The 24,877-nt window shown below is 57.0% G+C and carries 20 protein-coding genes; 13 read left to right on the top strand and 7 right to left on the bottom strand.

Features of this window, described 5'->3' with window-relative positions; all coding sequences use genetic code 11:
• Nucleotide 1 precedes the first annotated feature (1 nt).
• Nucleotides 2–934, top strand: a complete 933-nt coding sequence (locus WG219_13915; protein WXL24422.1) for a pyridoxal-phosphate dependent enzyme — start codon at nucleotides 2–4, stop codon at nucleotides 932–934.
• 80 nt (nucleotides 935–1,014) lie between these two features.
• Complete coding sequence (locus WG219_13910) at nucleotides 1,015–2,124, top strand: cyclic nucleotide-binding domain-containing protein (protein ID WXL24421.1); 1,110 nt, start codon at nucleotides 1,015–1,017, stop codon at nucleotides 2,122–2,124.
• A 2-nt stretch (nucleotides 2,125–2,126) separates the two neighbouring features.
• Here the strand turns inward: WG219_13910 and WG219_13905 are convergent, their stop codons facing one another.
• Nucleotides 2,127–3,065, bottom strand: coding sequence for a DUF1853 family protein (locus WG219_13905; GenBank protein ID WXL24420.1), 939 nt, complete (start codon nucleotides 3,063–3,065; stop codon nucleotides 2,127–2,129).
• 106 nt (nucleotides 3,066–3,171) lie between these two features.
• Here WG219_13905 and WG219_13900 point away from each other — a divergent pair, with 106 nt between their 5' ends.
• From WG219_13900 to WG219_13850, 11 genes are all read left to right on the top strand, one after another.
• Nucleotides 3,172–4,062 carry an NAD(+) kinase gene (locus WG219_13900; protein WXL24419.1) on the top strand — a complete coding sequence of 297 codons (891 nt, stop codon included), beginning with the start codon at nucleotides 3,172–3,174 and terminating at the stop codon, nucleotides 4,060–4,062.
• Nucleotides 4,062–5,036 carry a metallophosphoesterase gene (locus WG219_13895; protein WXL24418.1) on the top strand — a complete coding sequence of 325 codons (975 nt, stop codon included), beginning with the start codon at nucleotides 4,062–4,064 and terminating at the stop codon, nucleotides 5,034–5,036. The genes WG219_13900 and WG219_13895 overlap by 1 nt, the downstream gene beginning before the upstream one ends.
• Nucleotides 5,033–5,914: a rhomboid family intramembrane serine protease gene (locus tag WG219_13890; GenBank protein WXL24417.1), complete on the top strand. Its 882-nt coding sequence runs from the start codon at nucleotides 5,033–5,035 to the stop codon at nucleotides 5,912–5,914. The genes WG219_13895 and WG219_13890 overlap by 4 nt, the downstream gene beginning before the upstream one ends.
• Before the next feature lie 31 nt (nucleotides 5,915–5,945).
• Nucleotides 5,946–6,209, top strand: a complete 264-nt coding sequence (locus tag WG219_13885) for a DUF1315 family protein (protein WXL24416.1) — start codon at nucleotides 5,946–5,948, stop codon at nucleotides 6,207–6,209.
• Nucleotides 6,210–6,234: 25 nt separating this feature from the next.
• The gene (locus WG219_13880) at nucleotides 6,235–7,071 is read left to right on the top strand and encodes a DUF2797 domain-containing protein (GenBank protein WXL24415.1); all 837 of its coding nucleotides are present in this window, start codon (nucleotides 6,235–6,237) and stop codon (nucleotides 7,069–7,071) included.
• Between the two features lie 54 nt (nucleotides 7,072–7,125).
• Nucleotides 7,126–9,786, top strand: a complete 2,661-nt coding sequence (pepN, locus tag WG219_13875) for an aminopeptidase N (GenBank protein WXL24414.1) — start codon at nucleotides 7,126–7,128, stop codon at nucleotides 9,784–9,786.
• Nucleotides 9,787–10,318: 532 nt separating this feature from the next.
• Nucleotides 10,319–12,322: a DUF1302 domain-containing protein gene (locus WG219_13870; protein WXL24413.1), complete on the top strand. Its 2,004-nt coding sequence runs from the start codon at nucleotides 10,319–10,321 to the stop codon at nucleotides 12,320–12,322.
• 59 nt (nucleotides 12,323–12,381) lie between these two features.
• Nucleotides 12,382–13,752 (top strand): DUF1329 domain-containing protein, encoded by a 1,371-nt coding sequence (locus WG219_13865; GenBank protein WXL24412.1) that lies wholly within the window; start codon nucleotides 12,382–12,384, stop codon nucleotides 13,750–13,752.
• 196 nt (nucleotides 13,753–13,948) lie between these two features.
• Complete coding sequence (locus WG219_13860; protein ID WXL24411.1) at nucleotides 13,949–15,040, top strand: YCF48-related protein; 1,092 nt, start codon at nucleotides 13,949–13,951, stop codon at nucleotides 15,038–15,040.
• A gap of 19 nt (nucleotides 15,041–15,059) precedes the next feature.
• Complete coding sequence (locus WG219_13855) at nucleotides 15,060–17,438, top strand: RND family transporter (protein ID WXL24410.1); 2,379 nt, start codon at nucleotides 15,060–15,062, stop codon at nucleotides 17,436–17,438.
• 179 nt (nucleotides 17,439–17,617) lie between these two features.
• On the top strand, nucleotides 17,618–18,205 hold the full coding sequence (locus WG219_13850) for a LysE family translocator (GenBank protein WXL24409.1): 588 nt from the start codon (nucleotides 17,618–17,620) through the stop codon (nucleotides 18,203–18,205).
• Here the strand turns inward: WG219_13850 and WG219_13845 are convergent.
• From WG219_13845 to WG219_13820, 6 genes are read right to left on the bottom strand one after another with little or no spacing between them, the layout of a single operon-like run.
• Entirely contained in the window at nucleotides 18,184–19,020 is an 837-nt protein-coding gene (locus WG219_13845) for an AraC family transcriptional regulator (GenBank protein WXL24408.1), read from the bottom strand. The genes WG219_13850 and WG219_13845 overlap by 22 nt on opposite strands.
• 16 nt (nucleotides 19,021–19,036) lie before the next feature.
• A complete protein-coding gene (locus tag WG219_13840; GenBank protein ID WXL24407.1) occupies nucleotides 19,037–20,680 on the bottom strand; it encodes a BatD family protein in 1,644 nt (547 codons plus the stop codon).
• Complete coding sequence (locus WG219_13835; GenBank protein WXL24406.1) at nucleotides 20,677–22,425, bottom strand: VWA domain-containing protein; 1,749 nt, start codon at nucleotides 22,423–22,425, stop codon at nucleotides 20,677–20,679. Before WG219_13835 ends, WG219_13840 begins: the two co-directional genes overlap by 4 nt.
• Complete coding sequence (locus WG219_13830) at nucleotides 22,422–23,453, bottom strand: VWA domain-containing protein (protein ID WXL24405.1); 1,032 nt, start codon at nucleotides 23,451–23,453, stop codon at nucleotides 22,422–22,424. Before WG219_13830 ends, WG219_13835 begins: the two co-directional genes overlap by 4 nt.
• Nucleotides 23,446–23,937: a DUF4381 domain-containing protein gene (locus tag WG219_13825; GenBank protein ID WXL24404.1), complete on the bottom strand. Its 492-nt coding sequence runs from the start codon at nucleotides 23,935–23,937 to the stop codon at nucleotides 23,446–23,448. Before WG219_13825 ends, WG219_13830 begins: the two co-directional genes overlap by 8 nt.
• Complete coding sequence (locus tag WG219_13820) at nucleotides 23,934–24,875, bottom strand: DUF58 domain-containing protein (protein ID WXL24403.1); 942 nt, start codon at nucleotides 24,873–24,875, stop codon at nucleotides 23,934–23,936. Before WG219_13820 ends, WG219_13825 begins: the two co-directional genes overlap by 4 nt.
• Nucleotides 24,876–24,877 lie beyond the last annotated feature (2 nt).

Raw genomic sequence — 24,877 nt, 5'->3', positions numbered from 1 at the left:
TTTGCCGGTCATCCTGCCCGCCTGGGCTCCTCAGGCGCCTTTGCAATCGCTGAGCTTTGACTGGGCAGCAGCGGCCGGTGTGCAACTGGCCGTGTTGCGTCTGGATCTGCTTGACCCGCTGATCAGTGGAAATAAATGGTTCAAGTTGCGCCATCATCTGCAAGCAGCCGCTGAGTGCAAGGCTGCTGGAGTGATCAGTCTGGGCGGTGTCCATTCCAATCACCTGCATGCACTGGCCGCTGCGGGTAAGCGGTTCGGCTTTAAAACTGTGGGCCTGCTACGCGGCGATGAACAGGACACACCGACCGTTCGCGACCTGCGCGAGCTGGGTATGCAGGTGCACTGGCTGGGTTATGGCGGCTATCGCCAGCGGCATGCTCCGGGTTTTTGGGCGCCTTGGCTGAAGCGTTATCCGCAGTTTTATCCGGTGCCGGAAGGCGGCGCGGGCGAGCAAGGTATGGAAGGCTGCGCCCAGATCGTAACGATGATTCGCCAGCAGCTGCCTCTGCTTGGCTGGGATGATTACGATGCCTGCTGGCTGGCCGCAGGCACAGGTACAACCGCCGCAGGTATGCTGCTGGCTGAGGAGTTAGGGCGAACTGTGCACGTCGCAGCGGCGGTGCCTCCTGGGCATGGCGTTGAAGCGTGTCTGAAGGCTGTTGCCGATCAGGCTCGTGCGGGGTACGTCTTGCATGATGCCAGTTGTGGCGGTTTTGCCAAAACCAGTCAGGCGTTATTGGATTTTATGTTGGCTGCGGAAGTTGAAAGTGGCGTGCCGCTTGAGTCGGTGTACACCGCCAAGGCATTAATGGCATTGCGCCATTGCGTGCTGGGCGATTACCTTGCCGCCGGTAGCCGTCTGGTGTTTGTTCATACCGGAGGTTTGCAAGGTCGCGCCGCGGCTTTGAGTGCCGTTGCAAAGATAGCTAAGTGAGACCGCTCAGGCTTGTGTAAACCGCAAGTTCACTTGCCGACCGAAGTTAGTCGTAATTCATCCCGATGACTGGAGAGACTATGGTTGCCACACTTAATCCTGACCAGCTGCGTAGCCTGACTCCGCTCAATGTGTTGTCCGAACAGCAATGGCGTGAGTTGCGTCCACAGCTCTCGCCACAGCCCTTGCTTGCCGGGCAGACGCTGTTTGCGCTGGGGGATCGGCAACCCCGCACCTATTACCTGTTGGCAGGCGAACTTCAGCTCACCGCTCAGGATGGCCAAATAGAAACAGTCCGCGCAGGTAGTCAAAGCACGTGTCATCCGCTGTCGCCTGTTTTGCCGCGTATTCACGAGGCACGGGCACTCAGCGATTGCAGCTTGCTGGTGCTGGACAGCGCTGATCTTGATCGTCTGGTTACCTGGCAACTGGCGTTTCAGGATTTGTTGCTGGAGCTGGGGCAGAGCCATGATGACCTTGAGTGGTTGGAGCGTTTGTTGGAGAACCCCTTATTCGCCAAAGTGCCGCCAACCAACGTGCGCAGCATGCTGGAACGACTGAAGCCGGTGGCGCTGGCAGCGGGCAACCAAGTGTTGCGCGAAGGTGAAATAGGTGACTGCTGCTATTTCCTTAAGCAGGGGCGTGCTGAGGTGATTCGCGGTGCTGACAGCTCACTGCAATTGCTGGCGGAGCTGGAGAGTGGCGCCTGTTTCGGTGAGGAGGCATTGCTTGCCGATAAACCTCGAAATGCCACTGTCACCATGCTTGAGGACGGTGTGGTTATGCGCCTGGATCGGCAGGACTTCTTTGAGCTGCTCAAATCGCCTGTTGTGGCCGAGGTTGGGTTGAATGAAGCGCAGAGCCTGATTGAGGCGGGAGCGCAATGGTTGGACGTGCGTTTGCAGGATGAATACGAGCGTGGCCATGCCAGCGAGGCCTTGAACATGCCGTTGCAATTGCTGCGCCTGAAGGCTCGCCTACTTGACCCTGCACGCACTTACCTGTGTTGCTGTGACAGCGGCAAACGCAGCACCAGTGCAGTGTTCTTGCTCTCGCAGTTGGGTTACCGTGCTTTTGCCTTGCGAGATGGCCTTGATGCACTCTCGGCAGAGCAGCGCGAGCAACTGTTGTGCGAGCAGGGCGCTGGTTATTTGGTGCGTTCAGGCGGGCGGATTGAGCGCAGCTTGTAACTTCAGTTCGGCTGCGGCCAGTGGTCATTGACCAGAAAGGCCCGCTCAGCTTCTACCCATTCACCGTTGTTACCCGGTTCCAGCTTGACCAGCAGTTGGGCGTTGCTGTCCGTTTTCAGCCCTGAGCGCCAGGTTTCGAACTGCTCGATGCTCCAGACTTCTTGCGGGGGAAGGCGTGCCGGTGCGAGCCAGGCTAGGCGTGGTAGTGGTTGCCAGTTTACGGGGTTGTTTCCGATAAAGTCTGCCCATTGCCGCTGATGCAGCCATCGACCTTTGTGATGTTGTGGGTTATGCCCCAGAGGCCCACCGCAGGGCTGATCCCAAGGGCTGAACAGATAACCGGACAGCCATAGCGTGGCCTGAGGTGGCTCAATCTGCAAATTCGCCATGCTTGCCAAGGCTTCTGGGCTGGAAGACAGCGGCAACTGATGGCTGATGAGATGGTGCAGTTTGATATCCAGGCGGTCGTGGCTGCCGGGGCCGAGCCAGTCAGCATGCGCCGAGCCGCCAGTATCACGTCGCGCGAGGTAGAACTTCACGGCTAACTCAAGGTGATGAACGCCTTCGTCGTCGCGCAGCAGTAAGTCCATTTCCCCCAATGTGTGGCCGTGCTGGCGAATCGGCAAATTAGCGCTCAGCACCTCGACATCGGGCGCGGCTTGCAGGGCAAATTGCCACAGCTGCTCGTAATACAAGCCCAAGCGTCGTACCGGTCTTTGCTGCAAGTGTCGATTAAGCGTTGAACCGTCCGCATCCAATGCCAGCAGCCAGTCTGTGAGCGCAGTGTGATCCCGCATCCAGCGGCTGGCTTGCAAAGGGTGGCGCTGTGAAGCTGGCAGATCGCTGAGCAGTGCGGGCGATAGCAGTGTCCAGGCCAGGTCGCGTACGGCACTCTGGCGCAGTTCAGCCATCAGATAGTCAAGGGTAGAGGAGTTGTCCATGCAGCGAGCATAGCGCTAATCAGCGACCTGCACAGGCCTTCGGTTTGCTGCCATAGCGGGCTTTCGCCCATAATCCGGTATTGGTTTTTGAGTCGGCGGGAGCATCATGGAACAGTTTCGTAATATCGGCATCATCGGGCGTCTGGGCAGCAATCAGGTGCTCGACACCATCCGCCGGCTGAAGACGTTTCTGCTTGCCCGCCACCTGCATGTGATTCTTGAGGACACCATTGCCGAAGTCCTGCCGGGTCATGGCCTGCAAACCTGTTCGCGGAAGATTCTAGGTGAGGTGTGCGACCTGGTCATCGTCGTGGGCGGCGATGGCAGCATGCTCGGCGCGGCCCGTGCGCTGGCACGGCATAAGGTACCGGTCTTGGGTGTTAACCGGGGCAGCTTAGGGTTTCTCACCGACATTCGCCCGGATGAGGTGGAAATCAAAGTAGCCCAAGTGCTGGAAGGGCACTACACCACTGAGACGCGCTTTTTGTTGGAGGCCGAGGTGCGCCGCCACGGTGAAGCCATTGGCCAGGGCGACGCCATGAACGATGTGGTACTGCACCCTGGCAAGTCCACCAAGATGATTGAATTTGAGTTGTATATCGACGGCCAGTTTGTCTGCAGCCAGAAAGCGGATGGCCTGATTGTGGCAACGCCGACTGGCTCCACCGCGTATGCCTTGTCTGCGGGTGGCCCGATTATGCACCCCAAGTTGGACGCTATTGTCATCGTACCGATGTACCCGCACACGCTGTCCAGCCGACCGATTGTGGTGGATGGCAACAGTGAGCTGAAAATCGTGGTGTCCAAGGATTTGCAGGTGTATCCGCTGGTTTCTTGTGATGGGCAGAACCACTTCACGTGTGCGCCCGGTGACACCATCACGGTGGCCAAGCGTCCGCAGAAACTGCGCCTGATTCACCCGCTTGATCACAACTACTACGAGGTGTGCCGTACCAAGTTGGGCTGGGGCAGCCGACTCGGCGGGGGTGACAGCTAATGGAGCTTGATCCCGCGCGTGGTTATGACCTGATTGGCGATATCCATGGTTGCGGCAAGACCCTTGAGCGTCTGCTGAGCGATATGGGTTATGCGAAGCAGGATGGTGTCTGGCGTCATCCTAAACGGATGGCGATTTTTGTCGGTGACCTGGTAGACCGTGGCCCACGCATCCGCGAAACGCTGCATTTGGTGCATGACATGGTTCAGGCCGGTCAGGCCCTGTGTGCCATGGGTAACCATGAAATGAACGCGTTGGCATGGAATACCCTGGCGCCGCCGGGCAGCGGTCGGCAATACGTACGCGAGCACTCGCCGCGCCACACCCGCTTAATCAAAGAAACCCTGGAGCAGTTCGAGGCCTACCCGGATGAATGGCAGGCTTTTCTGGATTGGTTCTATGAGTTGCCGCTGTTTATTGATGCCGGGCATTTCCGTGTTGTGCATGCCTGTTGGGACCAAAGCCTGATTGATCCGTTACGGGCGCAGTTCCCCGATGCCCGCATCACCGAGGCTTTCATTCAGGAGTCGGCTGAGCATGGCAGCTTTGCCGATATCGCTCTGGATCGGCTGTTACGTGGCACCAACATGCGCCTGCCGGATGGTATGACGTTGACCAGTTATGACGGCTTTACCCGTTCTTCTTTCCGTACCAAGTTTTGGGAAGAGAACCCGCAGACGTACGGCGACATTGTCTTCCAGCCGGATGCCTTGCCTGAACTGGCTGCGCAGATGCCACTGAGCGAGTCGCAGAAAACCGAATTATTGAAATACCCGGCCGATGAGCCACTGCTGTTTGTGGGGCACTACTGGCGCAGTGGGAAGCCCACGCCGATCCGTAGCAACTTGGCCTGTCTGGATTACAGTGCGGTGCTCAACGGCAAGCTAGTGGCTTATCGACTGGATCAGGAAACCCGCCTGGATGCCGACAAGTTTGTCTGGGTGAATGTTGACCGGCCGGAGGCCCGCCCATGAGTGCTGTTGTAGCCATGCGTCTGCCTGAGCAGGTGGACTTGAGTCAGTTTGTTGCCCTGATGCGCCGTTTGCAGGTGCCGCACCGTGTTGCGGAAGAGGCGGGTGAGCAGGTGGTGTGGGTGCCGGATGAAACCTTGGCGGAGCATGTGCGAGAGTTGTACGCCCGCTATCCGCAGGGCGATCAGGCCATTAGTGCTGCAATAGATGAGGCGACTACCCACGGCGCGGCTCAGAGCACGCGTGCAGGCTTTGTTCAGCAATTAGCAGCCAGCCCGATGACGGCCGCAGTGTTGGTTATCACACTGCTGTCAGCGCTGGTCACTATGCTTGGTGACAACCTGGACACTGTGCGCTGGCTGAGCTTTGTTGATTTCCAAGTACAGGGCCAATACATCTACTTCGCCACGCTGGAGCATACCCTGAGCAGTGGCCAGTGGTGGCGTCTGTTGACGCCGATGTTTATCCACTTCGGCATTCTCCATCTGGCGATGAATACCTTGTGGTATTGGGAGTTGGGTAGGCGTATTGAATGGCAGCAGGGGCGGCTCATGCTGCTGGGTTTGAGCCTGCTGTTCAGCCTGGCTGCCAACTTTGCCCAGCACCTGTACGGTGGTCCATCGTTGTTTGGTGGCCTCTCCGGTGTGCTTTATGGTCTGCTTGGGCACTGCTGGATTTACCAGCGCATAGCACCGAATAACGCTTACCGTCTGCCACCCGGCGTGCTGGTGATGATGCTGGTCTGGCTGCTGATCTGCATGACCGGGGTGTTTGAGCTGCTGCAATTCGGGGCCATTGCCAATGCGGCTCACGTTGGTGGACTGGTCGCAGGCTGTCTGACCGGGCTGTTAGGCGGTGCACTGGCCCGCAGTCGCCGGTAAACTGGCCATTATTTTGAGTATGGAGGTGCCTATGTCGACCTTTCTCGACGCGATTGCGAATATCACCCCTGAGATTTATCAGAACCTCAAACTGGCGGTGGAAATCGGCAAATGGCCCGATGGACGCAAGCTGACTCAGGAGCAGAAGGAGCTGACTTTACAGGCACTGATAGCCTGGGAGATGCAGAACCTGCCTGAGGAGGAACGTATCGGTTACATGGGGCCACAGGAATGCAGCTCCAAGTCCGCGCCGATCCCTAATCTGTTGTTTAAGTCTTCGGACACGATGCATTAATTTTTCCTGATTAAACGAGTGTGTAATGAGTGAGTTGGCTCGCGGTTCCCTGAGCAAAATGGCGGCGCAGTTAGACGCGCCTGTGCAGTACAGCTTTCGCTTGGGCGATGAACTGCTGCCGGTTAATCCGCTGATCGGTAAAACCCTGCGTCTGGAATACCTGGGCGCGATCCATTGCAGCCACTGCGGGCGCAAGACCAAAACCAGTTTCAGCCAGGGTTATTGCTACCCGTGCATGCAGAAGCTGGCCCAGTGCGATGTCTGCATCATGAGCCCGGAGCGCTGCCATTACGATGCGGGCACTTGCCGCGAGCCGAGCTGGGGTGAGCAGTTCTGCATGACGGATCACGTGGTCTATTTGGCCAACTCCAGCGGCATCAAAGTCGGTATTACCCGTGCAACCCAGATTCCAACGCGCTGGATTGATCAGGGCGCCAGCCAGGCCATGCCAATCATGCGTGTGGCGACACGTCAGCAGTCAGGTTTTGTTGAAGACCTGCTGCGCACCCAAGTAGCCGATAAGACCAACTGGCGTGCGTTGCTCAAAGGCGATGCAACGCCGCTGGACCTGCCCGCTGTGCGGGATGAACTGCTCAATAGCTGCGCTGAAGGCATCACTGCCCTGCAACAGCGTTTTGGTATCCAGGCCATTCAGCCGCTGGCGGAATCACAGGTGGCGCAGATCAATTACCCGATTGAGGCCTATCCAGCCAAGATCAGCAGCTTCAATCTGGATAAAAATCCGCTGGCCGAAGGTACCCTGCTGGGCATCAAGGGCCAGTACCTGATGTTTGATACCGGCGTGATCAACATCCGCAAATACACAGCGTATCAGCTGGCCGTCCACGAACTGGCCGTCTGACAACTCTTACCGTGAATCCGGCGTACCACCGCCGCAGAGAAAGGGCCACAAGCCATGCGTACTGAACAGCCTAAGATGATTTATCTGAAGGACTACAAGGTTCCTGATTATCTGATCGACGAGACTCACCTGACCTTTGAGTTGTTCGAGGATCACACCCTGGTTCATGCGCAGTTGGTAATGCGCCGTAACCCTGAGGCGGGTGAAGGTTTGCCCGCCTTGACGCTGGATGGTCAGGAGCTGGAGCTGCTGAGCATCTCCCTGAATGACCGTGAGCTGAGCAGTGCGGACTATCAGCTGACTGACAGCCACCTGACTCTGCAGCCGGACAGCGCCAGCTTCGTCATCGACAGCAGCGTGCGCATCCACCCAGAAACCAACACGGCGCTGGAAGGCCTCTATAAATCTGGCAGCATGTTCTGCACTCAGTGTGAAGCTGAAGGCTTCCGCAAGATCACCTATTACCTCGACCGCCCGGACGTGATGAGCAAATTCACCACCACGGTCAGCGCTGAACAGCATCACTATCCGGTGCTGCTGTCCAACGGCAACCCGATTGCCAGCGGAAGCGAAGAGGGCGGCCGTCACTGGGCGACCTGGGAAGACCCGTTCAAAAAGCCTGCCTATCTGTTTGCATTGGTTGCAGGTGATCTCTGGTGCGTCGAAGACACCTTCACCACCATGAGTCAGCGTGAGGTGGCACTGCGTATTTACGTTGAGCCGGAAAACATCGACAAGTGCCAACACGCCATGGACAGCCTCAAGCGCTCCATGAAGTGGGACGAAGAGGTCTACGGCCGCGAATACGATCTGGACATCTTCATGATCGTGGCAGTCAACGACTTCAACATGGGCGCCATGGAGAACAAGGGCCTCAACATCTTCAACTCCAGCTGCGTGCTGGCCAAGGCTGAAACCGCCACTGACGCGGCTCATCAGCGTGTTGAAGCGGTTGTAGCGCACGAATACTTCCATAACTGGTCGGGCAACCGCGTGACCTGCCGTGACTGGTTCCAGCTGTCCCTGAAAGAAGGCTTCACTGTGTTCCGTGATGCCGAGTTCAGTGCTGACATGCATTCACGCACGGTTAAGCGCATCGAAGATGTGGCTTATCTGCGGACTCACCAGTTCGCTGAAGATGCAGGCCCAATGGCGCATCCGGTACGTCCTGATGCCTTTATGGAAATTTCCAACTTCTACACCCTGACCGTTTACGAGAAGGGCTCGGAAGTAGTGCGCATGATCCACACCCTGGTCGGCGCAGAAGGCTTCCGCAAAGGCAGCGATCTGTACTTTGAGCGCCATGATGGCCAAGCCGTGACCTGCGATGACTTCATCAAGGCCATGGAAGAAGCCAATGGCATCGACCTGACTCAGTTCAAGCGCTGGTATAGCCAGGCCGGTACGCCGCGTGTTGTGGTCAGCGAGAGCTACGACGCGGCTGCTAACAGCTATCGCCTGAAATTCCAGCAGAGCTGCCCGCCGACGCCAGGGCAGGCTGAGAAGCTACCATTTGTGATTCCGGTCGAGTTGGGATTGTTGGATGCTCAAGGCCGTGAAATGCCGCTGCAACTGATCGGTGAAGATGCGCCGGTTGGCCGTAGCCGTGTTCTGCAACTGACCGAGGCAGAACAGACCTTTACCTTCGTCAACTTACCGGAAAAGCCGCTTCCGTCGTTGCTACGCGGCTTTTCAGCCCCAGTGAAGCTGAGTTTCCCCTATAGCCGTGATCAGCTTATGTTCCTGATGCAGCATGACGCTGACGGCTTCAACCGTTGGGAGGCTGGGCAGCAGCTCAGTGTGCAGGTTCTGCAAGACCTGATCGCTCAGCAACAGCGTGGCGAGCAGATGGTGCTTGACCAGCGTTTGGTAACGGCACTGCGTAGTGTGCTGGAAAACGACAGTCTGGATCAGGCGATGGTGGCAGAGATGCTGTCACTGCCGGGTGAGGGCTATCTCATCGAGATCAGTGAAGTGGCTGACGTTGACGCCATCCACGCCGCCCGCGAATTCGCTCGTGAGCAACTGAGTGCTGAGCTGTTTGATCTGCTCTGGCAGCGCTACCAGCGTAACCGTGAGTTGTCCCGTAACAGCGCGTACGTGGCGCAAGCCGAGCATTTTGCCCGCCGTAGCCTGCAAAACATTGCCCTGTCTTACCTGATGCTCAGCGGCAAGCCAGACGTACTGGCGGCCTGTCTGGAGCAGTTCGAGAAGGCTGACAACATGACCGAACGCCTGACTGCTCTGGCGGTTCTGGTTAACTCACCTTTCGAGAAAGAAAAGGCACTGGCGCTGGAAAGCTTTGCCGACTACTTCAAGGATAATCCGCTGGTGATGGATCAGTGGTTCAGTGTTCAGGCCGCCAGCGCGCTGCCGGGGGCGCTGCAACGTGTTGAGCAACTGATGCAGCACCTTGCGTTCACACTGAAGAACCCGAACAAAGTGCGTGCGCTGATTGGTGCATTTGCCGGGCAAAACTTTGTTGGCTTCCATGCCGCAGACGGTTCGGGGTATCGCTTCCTGGCTGATCAGGTGATTACGCTCAACGGGTTGAATCCACAGATCGCTTCGCGCCTGCTGGCGCCATTGACCCGCTGGCGCAAGTACGACAGCGCCCGACAGACCCTGATGAAGGCGCAATTGCAGCGCATTCTGGATTCAGGGGATCTGTCCAGTGATGTCTTTGAGGTCGTGAGCAAGAGCCTTGCGGGGTGATTGATCCAGCCTCTTAACGATCTAGAGCAGTAAACATGGCTCGGTGTGTGATGCATCGGGCCATTTTTTTTGCCGGTAGTTCGAGGCTGACAAGTGTTACCCATCTATCCAGGTAACAAATAAGTGTTACCTACGCCATCTGACTGGATTCGACAGGCTGTAAAGTTTTGTACAGGGCTTGATCTTTCTGCGACGAGGTGAACAAGAAGATCGCTCTATGTCGGTGTTCTTGTCTGCTTTGTAGGACGATTGTTTCTTATTTGTACGTTTTGTTCAGTATTTGTTTGGTGAATGTACAGTCATTTTATGAATTCATTGAGTTGTTCATGACTGTGTAGATATTTCTCAAATTTCGCCGAGTTGGCGTGATGGTTGCTTTGACTCGAGCGAATGAGTTTTCGGCACTAGAGTTTTGATTAAGGGCGCAGGGGGAAATTGCGCTCAAGCGGGATTGAGGTCGGCCACTGGTGGTGACCTTTTGCTATGCGCCGGAACGCTAATAAAAAGAGATTTGTTTACGGAGTAAATTTCAATGGGGATTCTCACAGGTAAGTCCGTGCTGTCTTTTGCGCCAGCCAAGGCCGGTTTTGCCCTGGCAGGTGTGCTGCCATTGCTGTTGGCAGCCCAGGCGCAAGCAGTAGAGTTCAGCTTTGCCGAGGGAGAAGTGTCAGGTTCCATCGACACCACCGTTTCGTATGGTCAACTGTGGCGTGTTCAGGGACAGGACAAAAGCAACAACGACGTCAACACCAACGATGGCAATCGTAATTTCGATACCGGCTTAGTATCTGAAGTGTTCAAGATCACTTCTGACCTGGAAGTGACTTGGCAAAACTACGGCGCCTTCATCCGCGGTACTGCGTTTTATGACACGCAGATCATGGATAAGCGCAATGACTTCTATGACAACAACTCGCCGGTACAGCCTAGCCAAACGTATCCGCGTGATAACACCTTTACCTACGAGACCCGCCACAAGGCTGGCCGCGATGCGCAGATTCTGGATGCCTACCTTTATGGCAACTGGGATATCGCCGACATGCCGGTTACGGGGCGCATTGGCAAGCAGGTGTTCAACTGGGGTGAAGGCTTGTTCTACCGGGGCGGTGTCAACACCACTAACCCGATCAATGCCGGGCAGTTCCGCCTGCCAGGTTCTGAGCTGAAAGAAGTTTTGGTGCCGGTTGAGGCGCTGAGCTTCAATATCGGTTTGACTGACAACCTGTCCATGGAAACCTTCTACCAGTTCAACTGGAAAGAAAGCGCTCTGGACCCGGTCGGCACCTATTTCGCTGAAACTGATCTGTTTGCCGATGGCGGCAGCATTGCTTACACCAGCTTGGCAGGTACCGCGTTGACTGCACCTCAAGCTGCACTGGGCGGGGCTTCACTGACTCAGCTATATGGGGCAGGTGCGGGCGGCCTGTGTGGCTTCCAAGTGGGGGGGCTGTGTGGCAACGGGCAAAACTTTGTCTACGAAGGTGACCAGATTGTTCGCGTGGCTAATGTCGGCCCTGACATTAATGCCAAGAACGATGGCCAATATGGCGTTGCCTTCCGCTACATCGCTGAAGAGTTGAACTCGACGGAGTTCGGCTTCTATTACATCAACTACCACGCCAAAGAACCGACCATCTACGCAGATCTGGGCAGCTATCAAGGCGTCAACTTGGATGAGGTTGCCAGCTTTATGCCGGGTGGTCTGAGTGTGGCGAACGTGACCGCAGCGGGTGGTCTGGCGACTCTGGACACCCTGGGTAACGTACAGGCTCGCCGAGAGTTTGCGGAAGATATCCGCATGATGGGCCTGAGCTTCAACACCACCATCAACGAAACCTCGGTATTTGGTGAGTTGGCGTACCGCCCGAACATGCCGATTGGTATTTCAACCACCAACGATTTGCTGGGTGATTTGATTGGGCAGGCGGCCAAGCTGTCGAATACAGGGCCAATCGCCAATGCGCTGGGTGGTCTGGATGGTTCTGCACTGCTCGCAGGTGAAACCCTGCGTCTGGGCGATTCTGTTCATAACTACGAACGCGTGGAGATGTTCAATGCATCGCTGGGTGCGATCCACAACTTTGGTCCAAGCCTGGGCTTTGACTCGCTGATCGGCGTGGCGGAGCTGGCTTCGGAGCATGTACGCGGTAGCGACCTTAAGTACACCGACTTCAACGGCAATACCCGTTACTATTCTGGCCGCCCTAACAACTCTTATGTTGCGGGCTACGATCGCGATTCGCAGATCGACAAAAATGCTTATGGCTACACCCTGGTGGTATCCGGTACCTGGAACGACGTTTATGCGGGTGTGAACCTGTCTCCGTTCGCCGTGTACAAGGATGACTTCAAGGGCAACTCGCACCAGACCGGTAACTTTATTGAAGGGCGCAAGGCGTACACCTTGGGCGTGCGCGCCAGCTACATGAACAGCCTTGAGGCCGAGTTGCAGTACACCGAGTTCTATGGCGCAGGCCAGGACAACTCCGGTCGTGACCGCGACAACATCGGCTTTAACGTTAAGTACTCCTTCTAACGACATATTTAAGCCGGAGTCTTAGGGTTCCGGCACCTGAACAGCTTCGGAGATTGAAGATGCTGAAGAAACACACGCTGATCGGAGCCGCTATTGCGCTGACTCTGTCTGCGGCCAACGCTCTGGCGGCGGCAGCCCCAGAAGACGTCGCTAAACTGGGCAAAAGCCTGACGCCGTTCGGTGCTGAAAAAGCGGGCAACGCGGCCGGTACCATCCCTGAGTGGACCGGTGGTATCACTCAAGCGCCTGCTGGTTACAAGGGCTCGGGCAGCCACCATGTTGATCCGTTTGCAGAAGACCAGCCCCTGTTTACCATCACCAAGGCTAATTTGGATCAGTACAAGGCCAACCTGACCCCTGGTCAGATCGCCATGTTCAACACCTATCCTGATACTTATCAGATGCCGGTGTATCAGAGCCGTCGCTCTGGTTCCGCGCCGCAGTGGGTGTATGACAACACCATCAAAAACGCCGCTACTGCCAAGCTTTTGGATGGTGGCAACGGTTTCTCCGATGCCTACGGTGGTATTCCGTTCCCAGTGCCGAACAATGGTGTCGAAGCGCTATGGAACCACATCGCCCGTTATCGCGGTTCTTATGTCGTTCGCCGTGCTGCGGAAGTAGCCGTACAGCGTAATGGCAGCTACTCGCTGGTCACCTCTCAGCAAGAGGCCATGTTCAAGTTCTACGATCCTAAAGGTAGCGCTGAAACATTGGGCAACATCATGTTTTACTACCTGACGTTCACCAAGAGTCCGGCGCGTTTGGCCGGTGGTGCAACCCTGGTGCATGAGACGCTTGATCAAGTCAAAGAACCTCGTCAAGCCTGGGCATACAACGCCGGTCAGCGCCGTGTACGCCGCGCTCCCAATCTGGCCTACGACACCCCGATCGCCGCTGCTGACGGCCTGCGTACTGCAGACGACACCGACATGATCAACGGCTCGCCGGATCGTTATGACTGGAAACTGGTTGGGAAGAAGGAAATTTATATTCCTTACAACAACTACAAAATCACCAGCCCTGACGTGAAGTACAGCGAACTGCTCAAGCCAGGGCACGTTAACCCGGCAGTGACGCGAAACGAACTGCACCGCGTATGGGTGGTTGAAGGCACGCTGAAACCGGGCGCTCGCCACATCTATTCCAAACGTACCCTGTTCCTCGATGAAGACAGCTGGCAAGCCGCTGTTGTAGACCAGTATGATGGTCGTGGTGACCTGTGGCGCGTTTCAATCGCCTACCTGAAGAACTATTACGACCTGCCTACCACCTGGACTGCCCTGGATACCTTCCACGATCTGCAAGCTCGTCGCTATCACGTACAGAATCTTGATAACGAAGAGCCCGGCACAATCGATTTCAGCCAGGTAATCCCGGACGATGGCTACTTCAAGCCGGCGGCATTACGTCGTCGTGGAACTCGCTGATTTTCGTGTGAGTGACGCAAAAGGCCGCTACTGTTGTAGCGGCCTTTTGCTATTTGAGGCGTTTGTAGTTCATTTAAGTAAACGGGCTTAACAAAACATAACGTCACGCTGATTGTCAGCGCTTTTCAAAGCTAAGTAGGATAGGTGTACTGCTTAAATAGTTAGTACTGCCTAATAAGAATAAGGGGGAAAGTATATGAGTGAGCCCGTCATGTGGCGCACCCTGATCGGTCATGCAGCAGGATCGCTTCGCACACCGATGCCGCGGGTACGTACGCCAATGGCCAAAGCGCTTCGCCTGTGCGGTGCCCTTTCTGTGGTAGTGCTGGCTGGCCTGTCTCAGCCTCTGTTGGCTGAAACTGCTTCGGCTGAGGTGCTGGCTGTCGAGTCTGCCAAAGCCCAACATTCCCTACTGGTCGATATTGCCAATTTGGGCAAACGTCTGGTTGCGGTCGGTGACCGTGGCCATATTCTCTATTCCGATGACAACGGTAACAGCTGGACACAGGCCAAAGTGCCGACTCGCCAGTTGTTGACGGCGGTCTATTTTGTCGATGACAGCCACGGCTGGGCTGTCGGCCATGACGCACAGATTCTGGCGAGCACAGATGGTGGCGTGACCTGGACCAAGCAGTTTGAAGACCTTGAACTTGAGGCGCCGCTGTTGGATGTGTGGTTCAAGGATCGTAATACCGGTTTTGCAGTGGGGGCCTACGGTGCGTTGCTGAGCACCAACGATGGTGGCGCTCATTGGGAAAACGTCAGTGATCTGATGGATAACGAAGACGCCTATCACCTCAATGCCATTACCGAAGTGAGTGGCCAGGGTCTGATTGTGGTGGGAGAGCAGGGCGTTATTTTCCGCTCGCCTGACTATGGCCAGACATGGGAAACCTTGGAAAGCCCCTATGAGGGTTCTCTGTTTGGAGTTCTCGACGCGGGTGAGCCGGGTGCGGTCCTCGTTTACGGCTTACGTGGACATTTGTTTCGCTCTGCTGATTTCGGCAGCACTTGGCAGCGCATAGAGCTGAAGCGGGAAAACAATGGGCCGCTTGAGTTTGGCCTGGCCAATGGCAGCAAACTGGCAGATGGCAGTTTGGTCATCGTCGGCCACGGCGGCACGATCCTGCGCAGTACTGACAATGGGCGCAGTTTCACCGTACAAAATCGCCCTGATCGCTTGTCTCTGGCTGGCGTAGCGGCCGACGGCAAAGGTCGATTGATCTTTGTCGGGCAGGGCGGCGTGCAATTCTCTGCGCCGACTGAAACCAGTCGTGGTCAACAATAATAAGCTGGGGTAGCGTTTGATGAGTAACCATCACCAGGATAAGGCTAGCTTTCTTGAGCGGCTGATTTTCAACAACCGGCCTGCAGTTATCTTGATCTGTACGCTGGTCAGCATTTTCCTGTTCTATCAGGCGACGCAAGTGCGTCCCTCGACCAGTTTCGAAAAAATGATCCCGCTGAGCCATCCGTTCATTCAGAACATGATGGAGCACCGCAACGATCTGGCTAACCTCGGTAACACGGTGCGTATTTCGGTATCGGTGAAAGAGGGCGACATCTTCACCAAGGAGTACATGGAGACCCTGCGTCAGATCAACGACGAGACCTTCTATATTCCCGGTGTTGACCGTTCCGGCCTGAAATCCCTGTGGACCCCAAGCGTCCGCTGGACTGAAGTGACTGAAGAGGGCTTTGCCGGTGGCGAGGTGATCCCGCAGACCTACGATGGCAGTGCTGAGAGCCTTGAAGAGTTGCGCAGCAACGTACTCAAGTCGGGGCAGGTTGGTCGTCTGGTGGCGAACAACTTCAAGTCGAGCATTGTTGATGTGCCGCTGTTGGAGTCCTATCCAGACCCGAATGACCAGAGCAAACTCGTTGCGCTGGATTACCGTCAGTTCTCCCATGAACTCGAGGAAAAAATCCGCGAGAAATATCAGGCGCAAAACCCCAACATTGAAATCCAGATCGTTGGTTTCGCCAAGAAAGTCGGTGACTTGATTGATGGTTTGGTCATGGTGGTGGCGTTCTTTGCTATCGCCCTGCTGATCACCTTTGCGCTGCTGTACTGGTTCAGCTGGTGTATTCGCAGCACCATTGGTGTGTTGATTACCACCCTGATTGCTGTGGGCTGGCAGCTGGGTCTGATGAATCTGGTCGGCTTTGGCCTTGATCCGTATTCCATGCTGGTGCCGTTTTTGATCTTTGCCATTGGTATTTCCCATGGCGTGCAGAAGATCAACGGTATTGCGCTGCAATCCAGTGATGCGGATAACTCGCTGACTGCTGCGCGACGAACTTTCCGTCAGTTGTTCCTGCCGGGCATGATCGCCATTCTGGCGGACGCGGTAGGGTTCATCACGCTGCTGATCATCGACATCGGGGTGATCCACGAGCTGGCCATCGGTGCCTCCATCGGTGTGGCAGTGATTGTTTTCACTAACCTGATTCTGTTGCCGGTTGCGATTTCCTATCTGGGTATCAGCAAACGTGCAATTGAACGCAGCAAGAAAGACGCTGTGACCGAAAAACCATTCTGGCGTGCACTGTCCGTTGTAGCTCACCCGAATGTGGCACCGTTTATGGTGGTGCTGGGCCTGGCGGCTGGTGTGGCGTGCTTCTTCTATCAGAAGGAAAACCTGCAAGTCGGTGACCTTGATCAGGGGGCTCCTGAGCTGCGTCCTGACTCCCGTTACAACCTGGACAACGACTTCATCATCAAAAACTACTCAACAAGTTCCGATGTACTGGTGGTCATGGTCAAGAGCGCCCCTGAAGGCTGCTCCACCCATGAAGCGCTGGCTGCAATGGACGAGCTGATGTGGAAGATGGATAACACCGAAGGTGTGCAGTCGGCCGTGTCCATGGTTACGGTTTCGCGCCAGATGATCAAAGGCATGAACGAGGGCAACTTGAAGTGGGAAACCCTGTCCCGTAACCAAGATGTACTGAACAACTCCATCGCCCGCGCAGACGGTCTGTACAACGCCGATTGCTCGGTAGCGCCGGTGCTGGTGTTCCTTGAAGATCACAAAGCAGAAACCCTCAAGCGCGCCGTCAAAGCGGTACAGGAGTTCGCTGCCGAGAACAACAAGGATGGCCTGGAGTTCCGCCTAGCCGCCGGTAATGCGGGTATTGAGGCTGCAACTAACGAAGTGATTTCGACCTCGGAACTGAGCATTCTGGTGCTGGTGTACATCTGGGTGGCGGTGATGTGCTTGATCACCTTCCGCTCCATCCCGGCCACTATCTGCATCGTGCTGCCGCTGATCCTGACCTCCATTCTGGGTAACGCGTTGATGGCCTTCCTCGGCATCGGCATGAAGGTTGCGACCCTGCCGGTTATCGCGTTGGGTGTCGGCATCGGTGTGGACTACGGCATCTACATCTACAGCCGCCTGGAGAGCTTCCTGCGTGCTGGCCTACCGTTGCAAGAAGCCTACTACCAGACGCTCAAGTCCACCGGTAAAGCCGTACTGTTCACCGGTCTGTGCCTGGCGATCGGCGTAGCCACCTGGATCTTCTCGGCCATCAAGTTCCAGGCCGACATGGGCCTGATGCTGACCTTCATGTTCATCGTCAACATGTTCGGTGCGCTGCTGCTGTTGCCTGCACTGGCTCGCTTCCTGATCAAACCGGAGAAGTTGGTGGGCAAGCAGGGTGGTTCGCTGTTCGCGCATTAATTTCCTGCAGTCGCTGAGTCCTAAAAGCCTCGCTGAGAAATCAACGAGGCTTTTTTGTATCTGCTCACCAGAAGTCTATGGTGTGCATGGCAATAAATTGTCGAGAACAGTTTTCTTCAATACATCCGTTTTAGAGGGGTTTAACGTCGTCCTCATTGATTGAACAGGGAGTGGGAGTGATGAGTCTTTATTGGGCGATGGCTGCGTTTGCGTTGGCGATGTCTATTTCACCAGGGCCGGTGAATATTGTGGCGTTGAGTGCGGGTGTGCGGTTTGGTGTATGGGCCAGTTTGCGTCATGTGACCGGCGCAACGGTGGGGTTTACCTTGCTCTTCCTGCTGGTTGGTTTAGGCCTGCATGGGCTGTTGGAGCGTTGGACGTCGTTAACTCTGGCAATCCAATTAGCCGGTGTGGGTTTTCTGCTTTATATGGCCTGGAAGCTGGCCTGTGATGATGGGCAGTTGAGTCAGGCTGAGGTGCAGGGGCCGTCGTTTGTGCATGGCGCTCTGATGCAGTGGCTTAACCCCAAGGCCTGGTTGGCTTCTGTATCAGGTATGGCGGCGTTTGTGGCCGACGGCAATGTCGGCAGGGTGTTGCTGTTTGCCCTGATTTACTTTGTTGTCTGTTATGCCTCGGTTGCTGCCTGGGTGTGTGCCGGGGCACTGCTGGGGCGATATCTGGATCAGCCGGGTAAGGTGAGGCTATTCAACCGCTGCATGGCCGCGCTGCTGGTGGGGAGTGCGCTTTATCTGCTGATCCCTGAATGACTGCGGTAGTGGCCCGGTGTCGCCGCCAGTAAGTGTTTGAAGGTGCGCTGGAGATGTGCCTGATCAGCGAAGCCTGCTTGTTGGGCAACATCGGCCAGTGTGTGCCCGTGTCTGAGCAGTTCGCGGGCTAACTGAACGCGTTGGTTGAGCAGGAAGGCGTGGGGTGTCATTCCATAGTGCTGCTTGAACGCCCGGTTGAGGTAGGAGGCCGAGAGGCCGGCGGCGGCGCAGATATCTTCGATTTTCACGGCATCTGCGCAGTGCATGCGGATAAAGTGCGCGGCTTTCTCCAGTTGAGTGTGGACGTCCTGGCTGGCTTCAGCAGGTGCGTCGAGACGTTCCAGCATCTGTGTGAAGAACTGTTCTGAGGCCTGCCGCTTGATTGTCAGGTCGTTACCGGTGCTGAGGGTTTGGTACAGCTCGATCAGGCCAGAATACAGCGCTGGGTCCTGGCTCATGATGCTGTCGAGGCGTTTGAACGCTGGGCCTTGGTTGAAGCCGAGCTGTTGCTGCAGGTCACCGAGCCAAGCGCAGTCGACATACAGCATGATGTAGGACCACGGCTGGTCTGCAACGGGGTTGCAGGCATGAACGTCGCCGGGGTGCATCAGCACAACGGTGCCGGTCTGCACGTGATGCCAATCGTCACGGTTGAAGTACGTACTGGTGCCGCCGGTAATGGCGCCAATAGAGAAGGTGGCGTGGGCGTGTCGTGCGTAGCACAGTGCACGCCCGTCAGTGACGTACCGGGCTTCGATAAAGGGTAGGGCAGAGTCGCGCCAGAAGGTGCTGGTTGTGTGCATGTTCTGACTCATCGTCTGCTCCTTCACCTTAACGCGGGTATAGCGGTGGAAGCGGGCTGGGCTCTTGTGCCGTGCCGGCCTCATTGTCATCGAGGTCTGGCAGGCTGCGTATTGCCAGCCACAGGTTGCGCCCCTGCCAATGTTGGCCGCTTTCGCTGTAAAGCGCGCCGTTCAGACCGTCCAGTGCCTCGGACAGCGGCGTGTAGCGGGCGGCCATGTCGGCAAGGGTTTCAGGTTGCTGGCGAGCCCAGGCATCTAACGCATAGCGAGTGGCCTGAGAGTCGTTGGCCAGACAAGTGCGCTTGAGTTCATCCAGTAGGTCCTGGCTGCTCGGGCCGTCTTGTTGGCTCGGCAATACCGCGGGTTGTCTGCGAGCACGCCACCAAAGGAAGAAGCCGAGCAAGGTCGTCAGCGCAAAGAACGCTGTGCTGAGTTGCCATGGCCACAGCCGTGGGTTTTCAGCGTTGATTGCAGTAGCGCTGGAGGGGGCTTCATTGCTGGGCTGAGGGCTCAAGGTCGGGTTGGCCGATACGGTGAAGGTCCGCGCTGGCAGGCTGGTGCGTTCCAGTTTGTCGGTTCCGGTATTCCACCAGTACACCTCAACTTCGGGCAGGGTGATTTCGCCCTCGCGGTTAGCCACGAGTGCTTCACGCTCTTCGCGGCTGCCAATAACGCCTTGTTCGGTGGTCTGGTTGGACAGCTGAGGCTGGTCAGGATAGCGGCGCAGCTCTGGAACTTGGGTTGCTGGTAATGGTTGCAACTGGGCGCTGGAGAGGCCTTCTGCCCTGATGGTCAGGCTGCGGGTCAGGGAGTCGCCGAGTTGGGCTTGCTCTGGCTCCGGCTTCCAGCTTTCGCTCAGGCTTAGCGCTCGGGCAGGTAACCATGGCGCATTGGCTGGGTAGTCAGCTGGTTTGCCTTTGACCTGCAGGGGAATAACCGGTGATTTAACCCGTACGCGTTTGCCTGGGCGTGGGCCGAATGGGTTATAGGCGTTGCTGTTGCGCTCAACGGTGGTGGCGGTAAAGACCTGGGATGGGATCTCCAGCTTGCCGCTTTCCTGAGGGAAGATGGCGTAGCGCAGTTCAATTACACCGTGGCGAACGCCATTTAGATCAGTCTCATAGGTGCGCGGCTCGCCCAGCGATTCGATACGCGCTTTGGGCATTTTTAGTGGCGTCAGGCTGCTGTCGTCGTAGAGCGAGACAGAGTGATAAATGCGCAGGGTCAAGATGGCTTGGGCCTGCACATAGAGCGTGTCATGGTCGACGCTGGCGGTGATGTACACAGGCGCCACCTGATTACCATCGGCACCTGTACTTTCCTGGACGTAGATGACCACCGGATCACTTTTCAAGTCGCCCAACGTGAGCGGTGGAATGACGACATAACCGCTGTTTTTCGGTTGCAGGGTAACAATCCAGCGAGTGCTCGATTCTGTTCCGTTGCTGCCGCTGCTCAATCGATTGACCTGACGGGTGCCGAGTACGTCGAACAGTTCATTGAGCGGCTGCAGGTCAGGCTTTCCGAATTGGGTCGAATCGTTGGTTTCAAGTGTCAGCTCAATGGTCTCACCTTCGCTGATGCGGGTACGGTCAACGCTGGCATGGAAGATGGCGGCGTTGGCGGTGAAAGCCATGAGGCTGAGCAGAAGGGTGCAGAGCAGTCGGCTCATTGCTGTTGCTCCAGGCGCTGTTGTTCCAGTCTGAATTTGCGGCGCAGTAGCTCGCCCGGATCATCGGGGATTTGTCGCAGCCATTGTTCCAGTGACTGCCGACGTTCTTCATCCAGAGCGGGATCGGTACTGGCTTGCTGCTGTGCGGCGTTGTCGGGTTGCTTGTCGGGTTGTTTCTCAGCGGATTGCTGTTGATCCGATGTGTTGTTTTGCGGGGCTTTCGGTTGCGCTTGTTCCGGTTCAGCTGAAGCGTCTTGGGGCTGCTCAGGCTGTTGGTTTTGTTGCTGATTCTGGTTGTCTGACTGGCCGTTGGCCTGCTGTTGCTGCTCGTTTTGCTGATCTTGCTGCTGGTCTTCAGACGCGTTCGACTGGCTCTGACTTTGCTGCATAAGCTGCTCGATCAGGGCTTTGTTTTTGCTGGCCTGAGGGAAATCTGGCTGGATTTCCAGTGCTTGGTCGTAGGCTTCGATGGCGGCTTCCAATTCGTTGCTGCGGGCCAGGGCATTGCCGCGGTTGTAGTGATCTGCCGCGCTGTCGCCATGCGCAAAGCGTTCGGCGGCCGCAGCGTAGTCGCCAGCCTGATACAGGGCATTGCCTTGCCAGCGCGGATCGCTGAAGCGCTCGGCGGCTTCTTTGGGTTTTTGTGCTTCGAGCAGGCGCTGGCCCTGTTGGTCGGGGCGCAGCCAAAGATCGGTAAAGCTAAAGGCATAGCTATTTTGTGGCAGGCACAGCAGCAGCGGCAAGCACAGTAGCCAGCCACGTCGGGCACCGCAGGCGGCAATCAAAAGCAGGGCAAGTAGCAGCCAGTGGCTGTGGTCGGCCCAAGCCTCTAAGCGCACCATTTGGTTGTCTTCACGGATGCTGCGGCCGCTGTCGAACAGGCCCAATGTGTGCAGATCGCTTTCATCCAGTGTCGCCCTTTGGTAGCGCGCCCCGACTTTGCTGGCAAAGCTGGACAGACCGGCGTTATCCAGACGCGGCATGATGATCGCGCCCTGGCTGTCTTTCATGAACGAGCCGTCTTCCAACAGGATAGGTGCGCCTTCTGGGCTGCCGACGCCGAGGATGTTCAACCTGTTGCTGTTGCCGCTCAGGGCTTGGCTGATGCCTTGTTCTTCGGCCTGAGTCAGGGCGCTGGTGATGATCAGCAGGCGACCATTACCTTGTGAGCCTTGCTCAAGTAGTTGCAGGGCTTTGGCTACTGCTAAGTCGGCACGCTTGCCGGGCTTGGGCATGATGGTGGGGGTCATGGCATCCAGCAGGTTGCGGCTGGTGGCCAGATCGTCGGAAAGCGGCACTACGGTGTGGGCACTGCCCGCGTAGACGATGACGGCGGTTTGCGAGTCCGGGCGTGCCTCCAGCAAGTCGAGAAGCTTGCGCTTGGCTTGCTCCAAGCGGTTGGGCGAGGCATCGCTGGCGAGCATGTCCGGTGTCATCTCGATCATAACCACCAGCGGGTTGGCTGGCTTGGGGCTGCTTTGCTCGATGCGCTCCCAACTTGGTCCCATCAGCGCCAGCAGGGCGAGTAACCAAGCGAGGCACAGGGCATACCAAGGCAGGCGACTTTGTCGGCCAGTTTGGGTACTGAGTAGCGTAGCGTGGAAGGCGGCAGGTAACAGCGCCTGCCAGCGCCCGGTGCGTTTTTTAAGGTGCCACAGGCGCCACAGCAAATAACTCAACAGGGGTAACAACAGCAGCCAGAAGGGGCGCTGCCAGTGCGGCCACAGGTCCAGCAATGCGCTCATGGCTGCACCTCTGTTTTGCGCTGAAGGCGGTTGATCAAGCTTATTTGCCAGTCAGGCCAGAGTCGCTGACTCACAAACCAAATGCTCAGTAATAGCGCTAAGGCCAGAGGCCAGGGGTAAAGCGTGTGCGTTGGGCGTGTCAGGGTGGGTTTCTGCGCGACCGGTTGCAAGCGATCAAGGGTTTCTTCAATGGCCTTGAGTTCTTCGCTGTTGCGGGCGCGGAAGTACTGCCCACCTGTTGTTTCAGCGATGCTGCGCAAGCTCTCTTCGTCCAGCTCGATGCCTGGGTTGAAGCCTAACATGCCGAGTACGCCGCCTTGTTTTGGGTCTGCGCCGATGCCGATGGTGTAGATAACAATCTGTTCTTCGGCAGCCAGCTGCGCAGCGGTAGACGGCTCGATTTCACCCGCATTATTGGCGCCGTCGGTGATCAGCACCAGAACGCGGCTTTGTGCCGGGCGTTGGCGCAGGCGTTTGACGGCCAGACCAATGGCGTCGCCAATGGCGGTCTGCGGGCCTGCGATGTTCTTTTCTGCCTCATGCAGCCAGGTGCGTACGGTCTGCCGGTCGAAGGTGAGCGGGGATTGCAGGTAGGCGCGGTTACCGAAGAGGATCAGGCCGACACGGTCGCCTTGGCGGTCATCAATGAAGTGACCGAACAGGTGTTTAACCAGCACTAAGCGACTCACATCCTGCCCGTTCCAGACCATGTCGGGGTAATCCATGGAGCCGGAAACATCCACCGCTAGCAGCAGGTCACGCCCGCTAGAGGGTAATGGCAGTGGCTCGCCTAGCCATTGCGGGCGTGCACAGGCGATCAGTAACAGTAGCCAGATCAAAATGTATGGGGACTGCTGGCGCAACGCGGGTTGGCGGATGCGTGCACGGCGGCCGCTGAGGGATTCCAAGTCGGCCAGGAAGCTCACTTTAAGCGCAGCTTCGCCACTGTCGGCAGGCGGCAGATAGCGGCGCAGCAGCCAGGGCAGCGGTGCGAGGAGGAAAATCCAAGGCCAGGCGAACTCAAACATGCTTGCGAATCCAGGTGGAGACAGCCTGATGCAGCCCGTCGATGGCCTTGTCATCCAGTTTGCACTGAGGCTTGTAGGCGCCTTCCACCAGAATCATCCAGCGGGTGAGGCCGGCCGCCGGACAGCGGGTGTCGAGGAAGGCCAGCCAGGCACGGCTGCTCAGGGTGTGGCTGTTACTGTGCGGATAATGCTCGCGGCACAGGCGTTTGAGAATGTTGTTGAGCTGCTGCAGCCAGGGCCCTGCGTCCTGATCGTAAGGTCTGGGCAGGCGCTCAAGTTCTGCCAGCGCGGCCTGACGCAGTGGGTCGAGGGCGTCCACGGGAGCCTCAGACCGTACCCGGCTGCGCAGACGTTTGAACAGGCGCAGGCCCAGCCAGATCAATACGGGCAGCAAAACAGCCAGCAGCCACCAGCCCGGGGCAGGCGGCCACCAAGTGACAGGTGCAGGTGCAATCAGAGGTTCCAGCTGGTCGAGAGGGTTCACTGGCTCTTCCTCTGGCGCTGCCCGTTCAGGTATTCGCGTAGCTGCTCAATCATTTCCCGTTGCGTACTCAGTGGCATCAACGGCACCCGAAGCTTGTCGGCCAAACGCTGCCAGCGGGCCTGGCGGGCAACGCCAAGGTCCCGGTAGGCCTGACGCAGTTCTGCGTCGTGGGTGTCCAGTTCCAGTTGTGCACCCTGTTCGGCAAAGCGCAGCAGGCCTGCGTTGGGGAGGGCGTGGTCAAGGGGATCGGAGATTGGTAATAAGAGCAGGTCTGTGTGGCGGGCGAGTAGTTGCAACTGCTGCTCGCTGCCATTGCTCAGGGTGCGCTCATCACAGATCACGACCACCAGGCTACCGGGGCGCAGCACTTCACGAGCCCGGCGCAAGGCGAGGACAAAACTGTCGCGCTCGCTTTGTTTCTCGCAGGTCAGGGCTTGGTTGGCTTTGCTCAGACGGCTAAGCAGTTGTAGCAGGCTTTGTTTGCTGCGCCGGGGGCGTACTTCGTGATGTTCGTCATCGCCGAACACCAAGCCGCCAATACGGTCGTTATGGCTCAGCGCCGCCCAGCCAACAAGGCTGGCTGCGTGGGCGGCGAGTGCAGATTTGAATTGCAGCCCGGTGCCGAAGAATAAACGGCTGCTTTGTTCCACCATGATGTAGATCGGCCGTTCACGCTCTTCATGGAACAGCTTGGTATGCGGCTCCTGTGTGCGTGCGGTGACACGCCAATCGATGGTCCGTATGTCGTCTCCGGGTTGGTAAACCCGCACTTGGTCGAAGTCCACCCCGCGGCCGCGTAGCTTTGAATGGTGCAGACCAATCAGCGGGCTGCGTCGGGCAGGAGTAGAGAACAGTTGCACTTCCCGCACGCGATGGCGCATCTCAATCAGCTCGGTGAGGCTGACGTGGATGGCGGATTGTGCAGGAACGGCCGTCATGG

Origin of the sequence: Pseudomonas mendocina (assembly GCA_037482215.1) — a bacterium.
GTDB lineage: Bacteria > Pseudomonadota > Gammaproteobacteria > Pseudomonadales > Pseudomonadaceae > Aquipseudomonas > Aquipseudomonas mendocina_E.
This window is presented reverse-complemented; position numbering and strand designations above follow the sequence as displayed.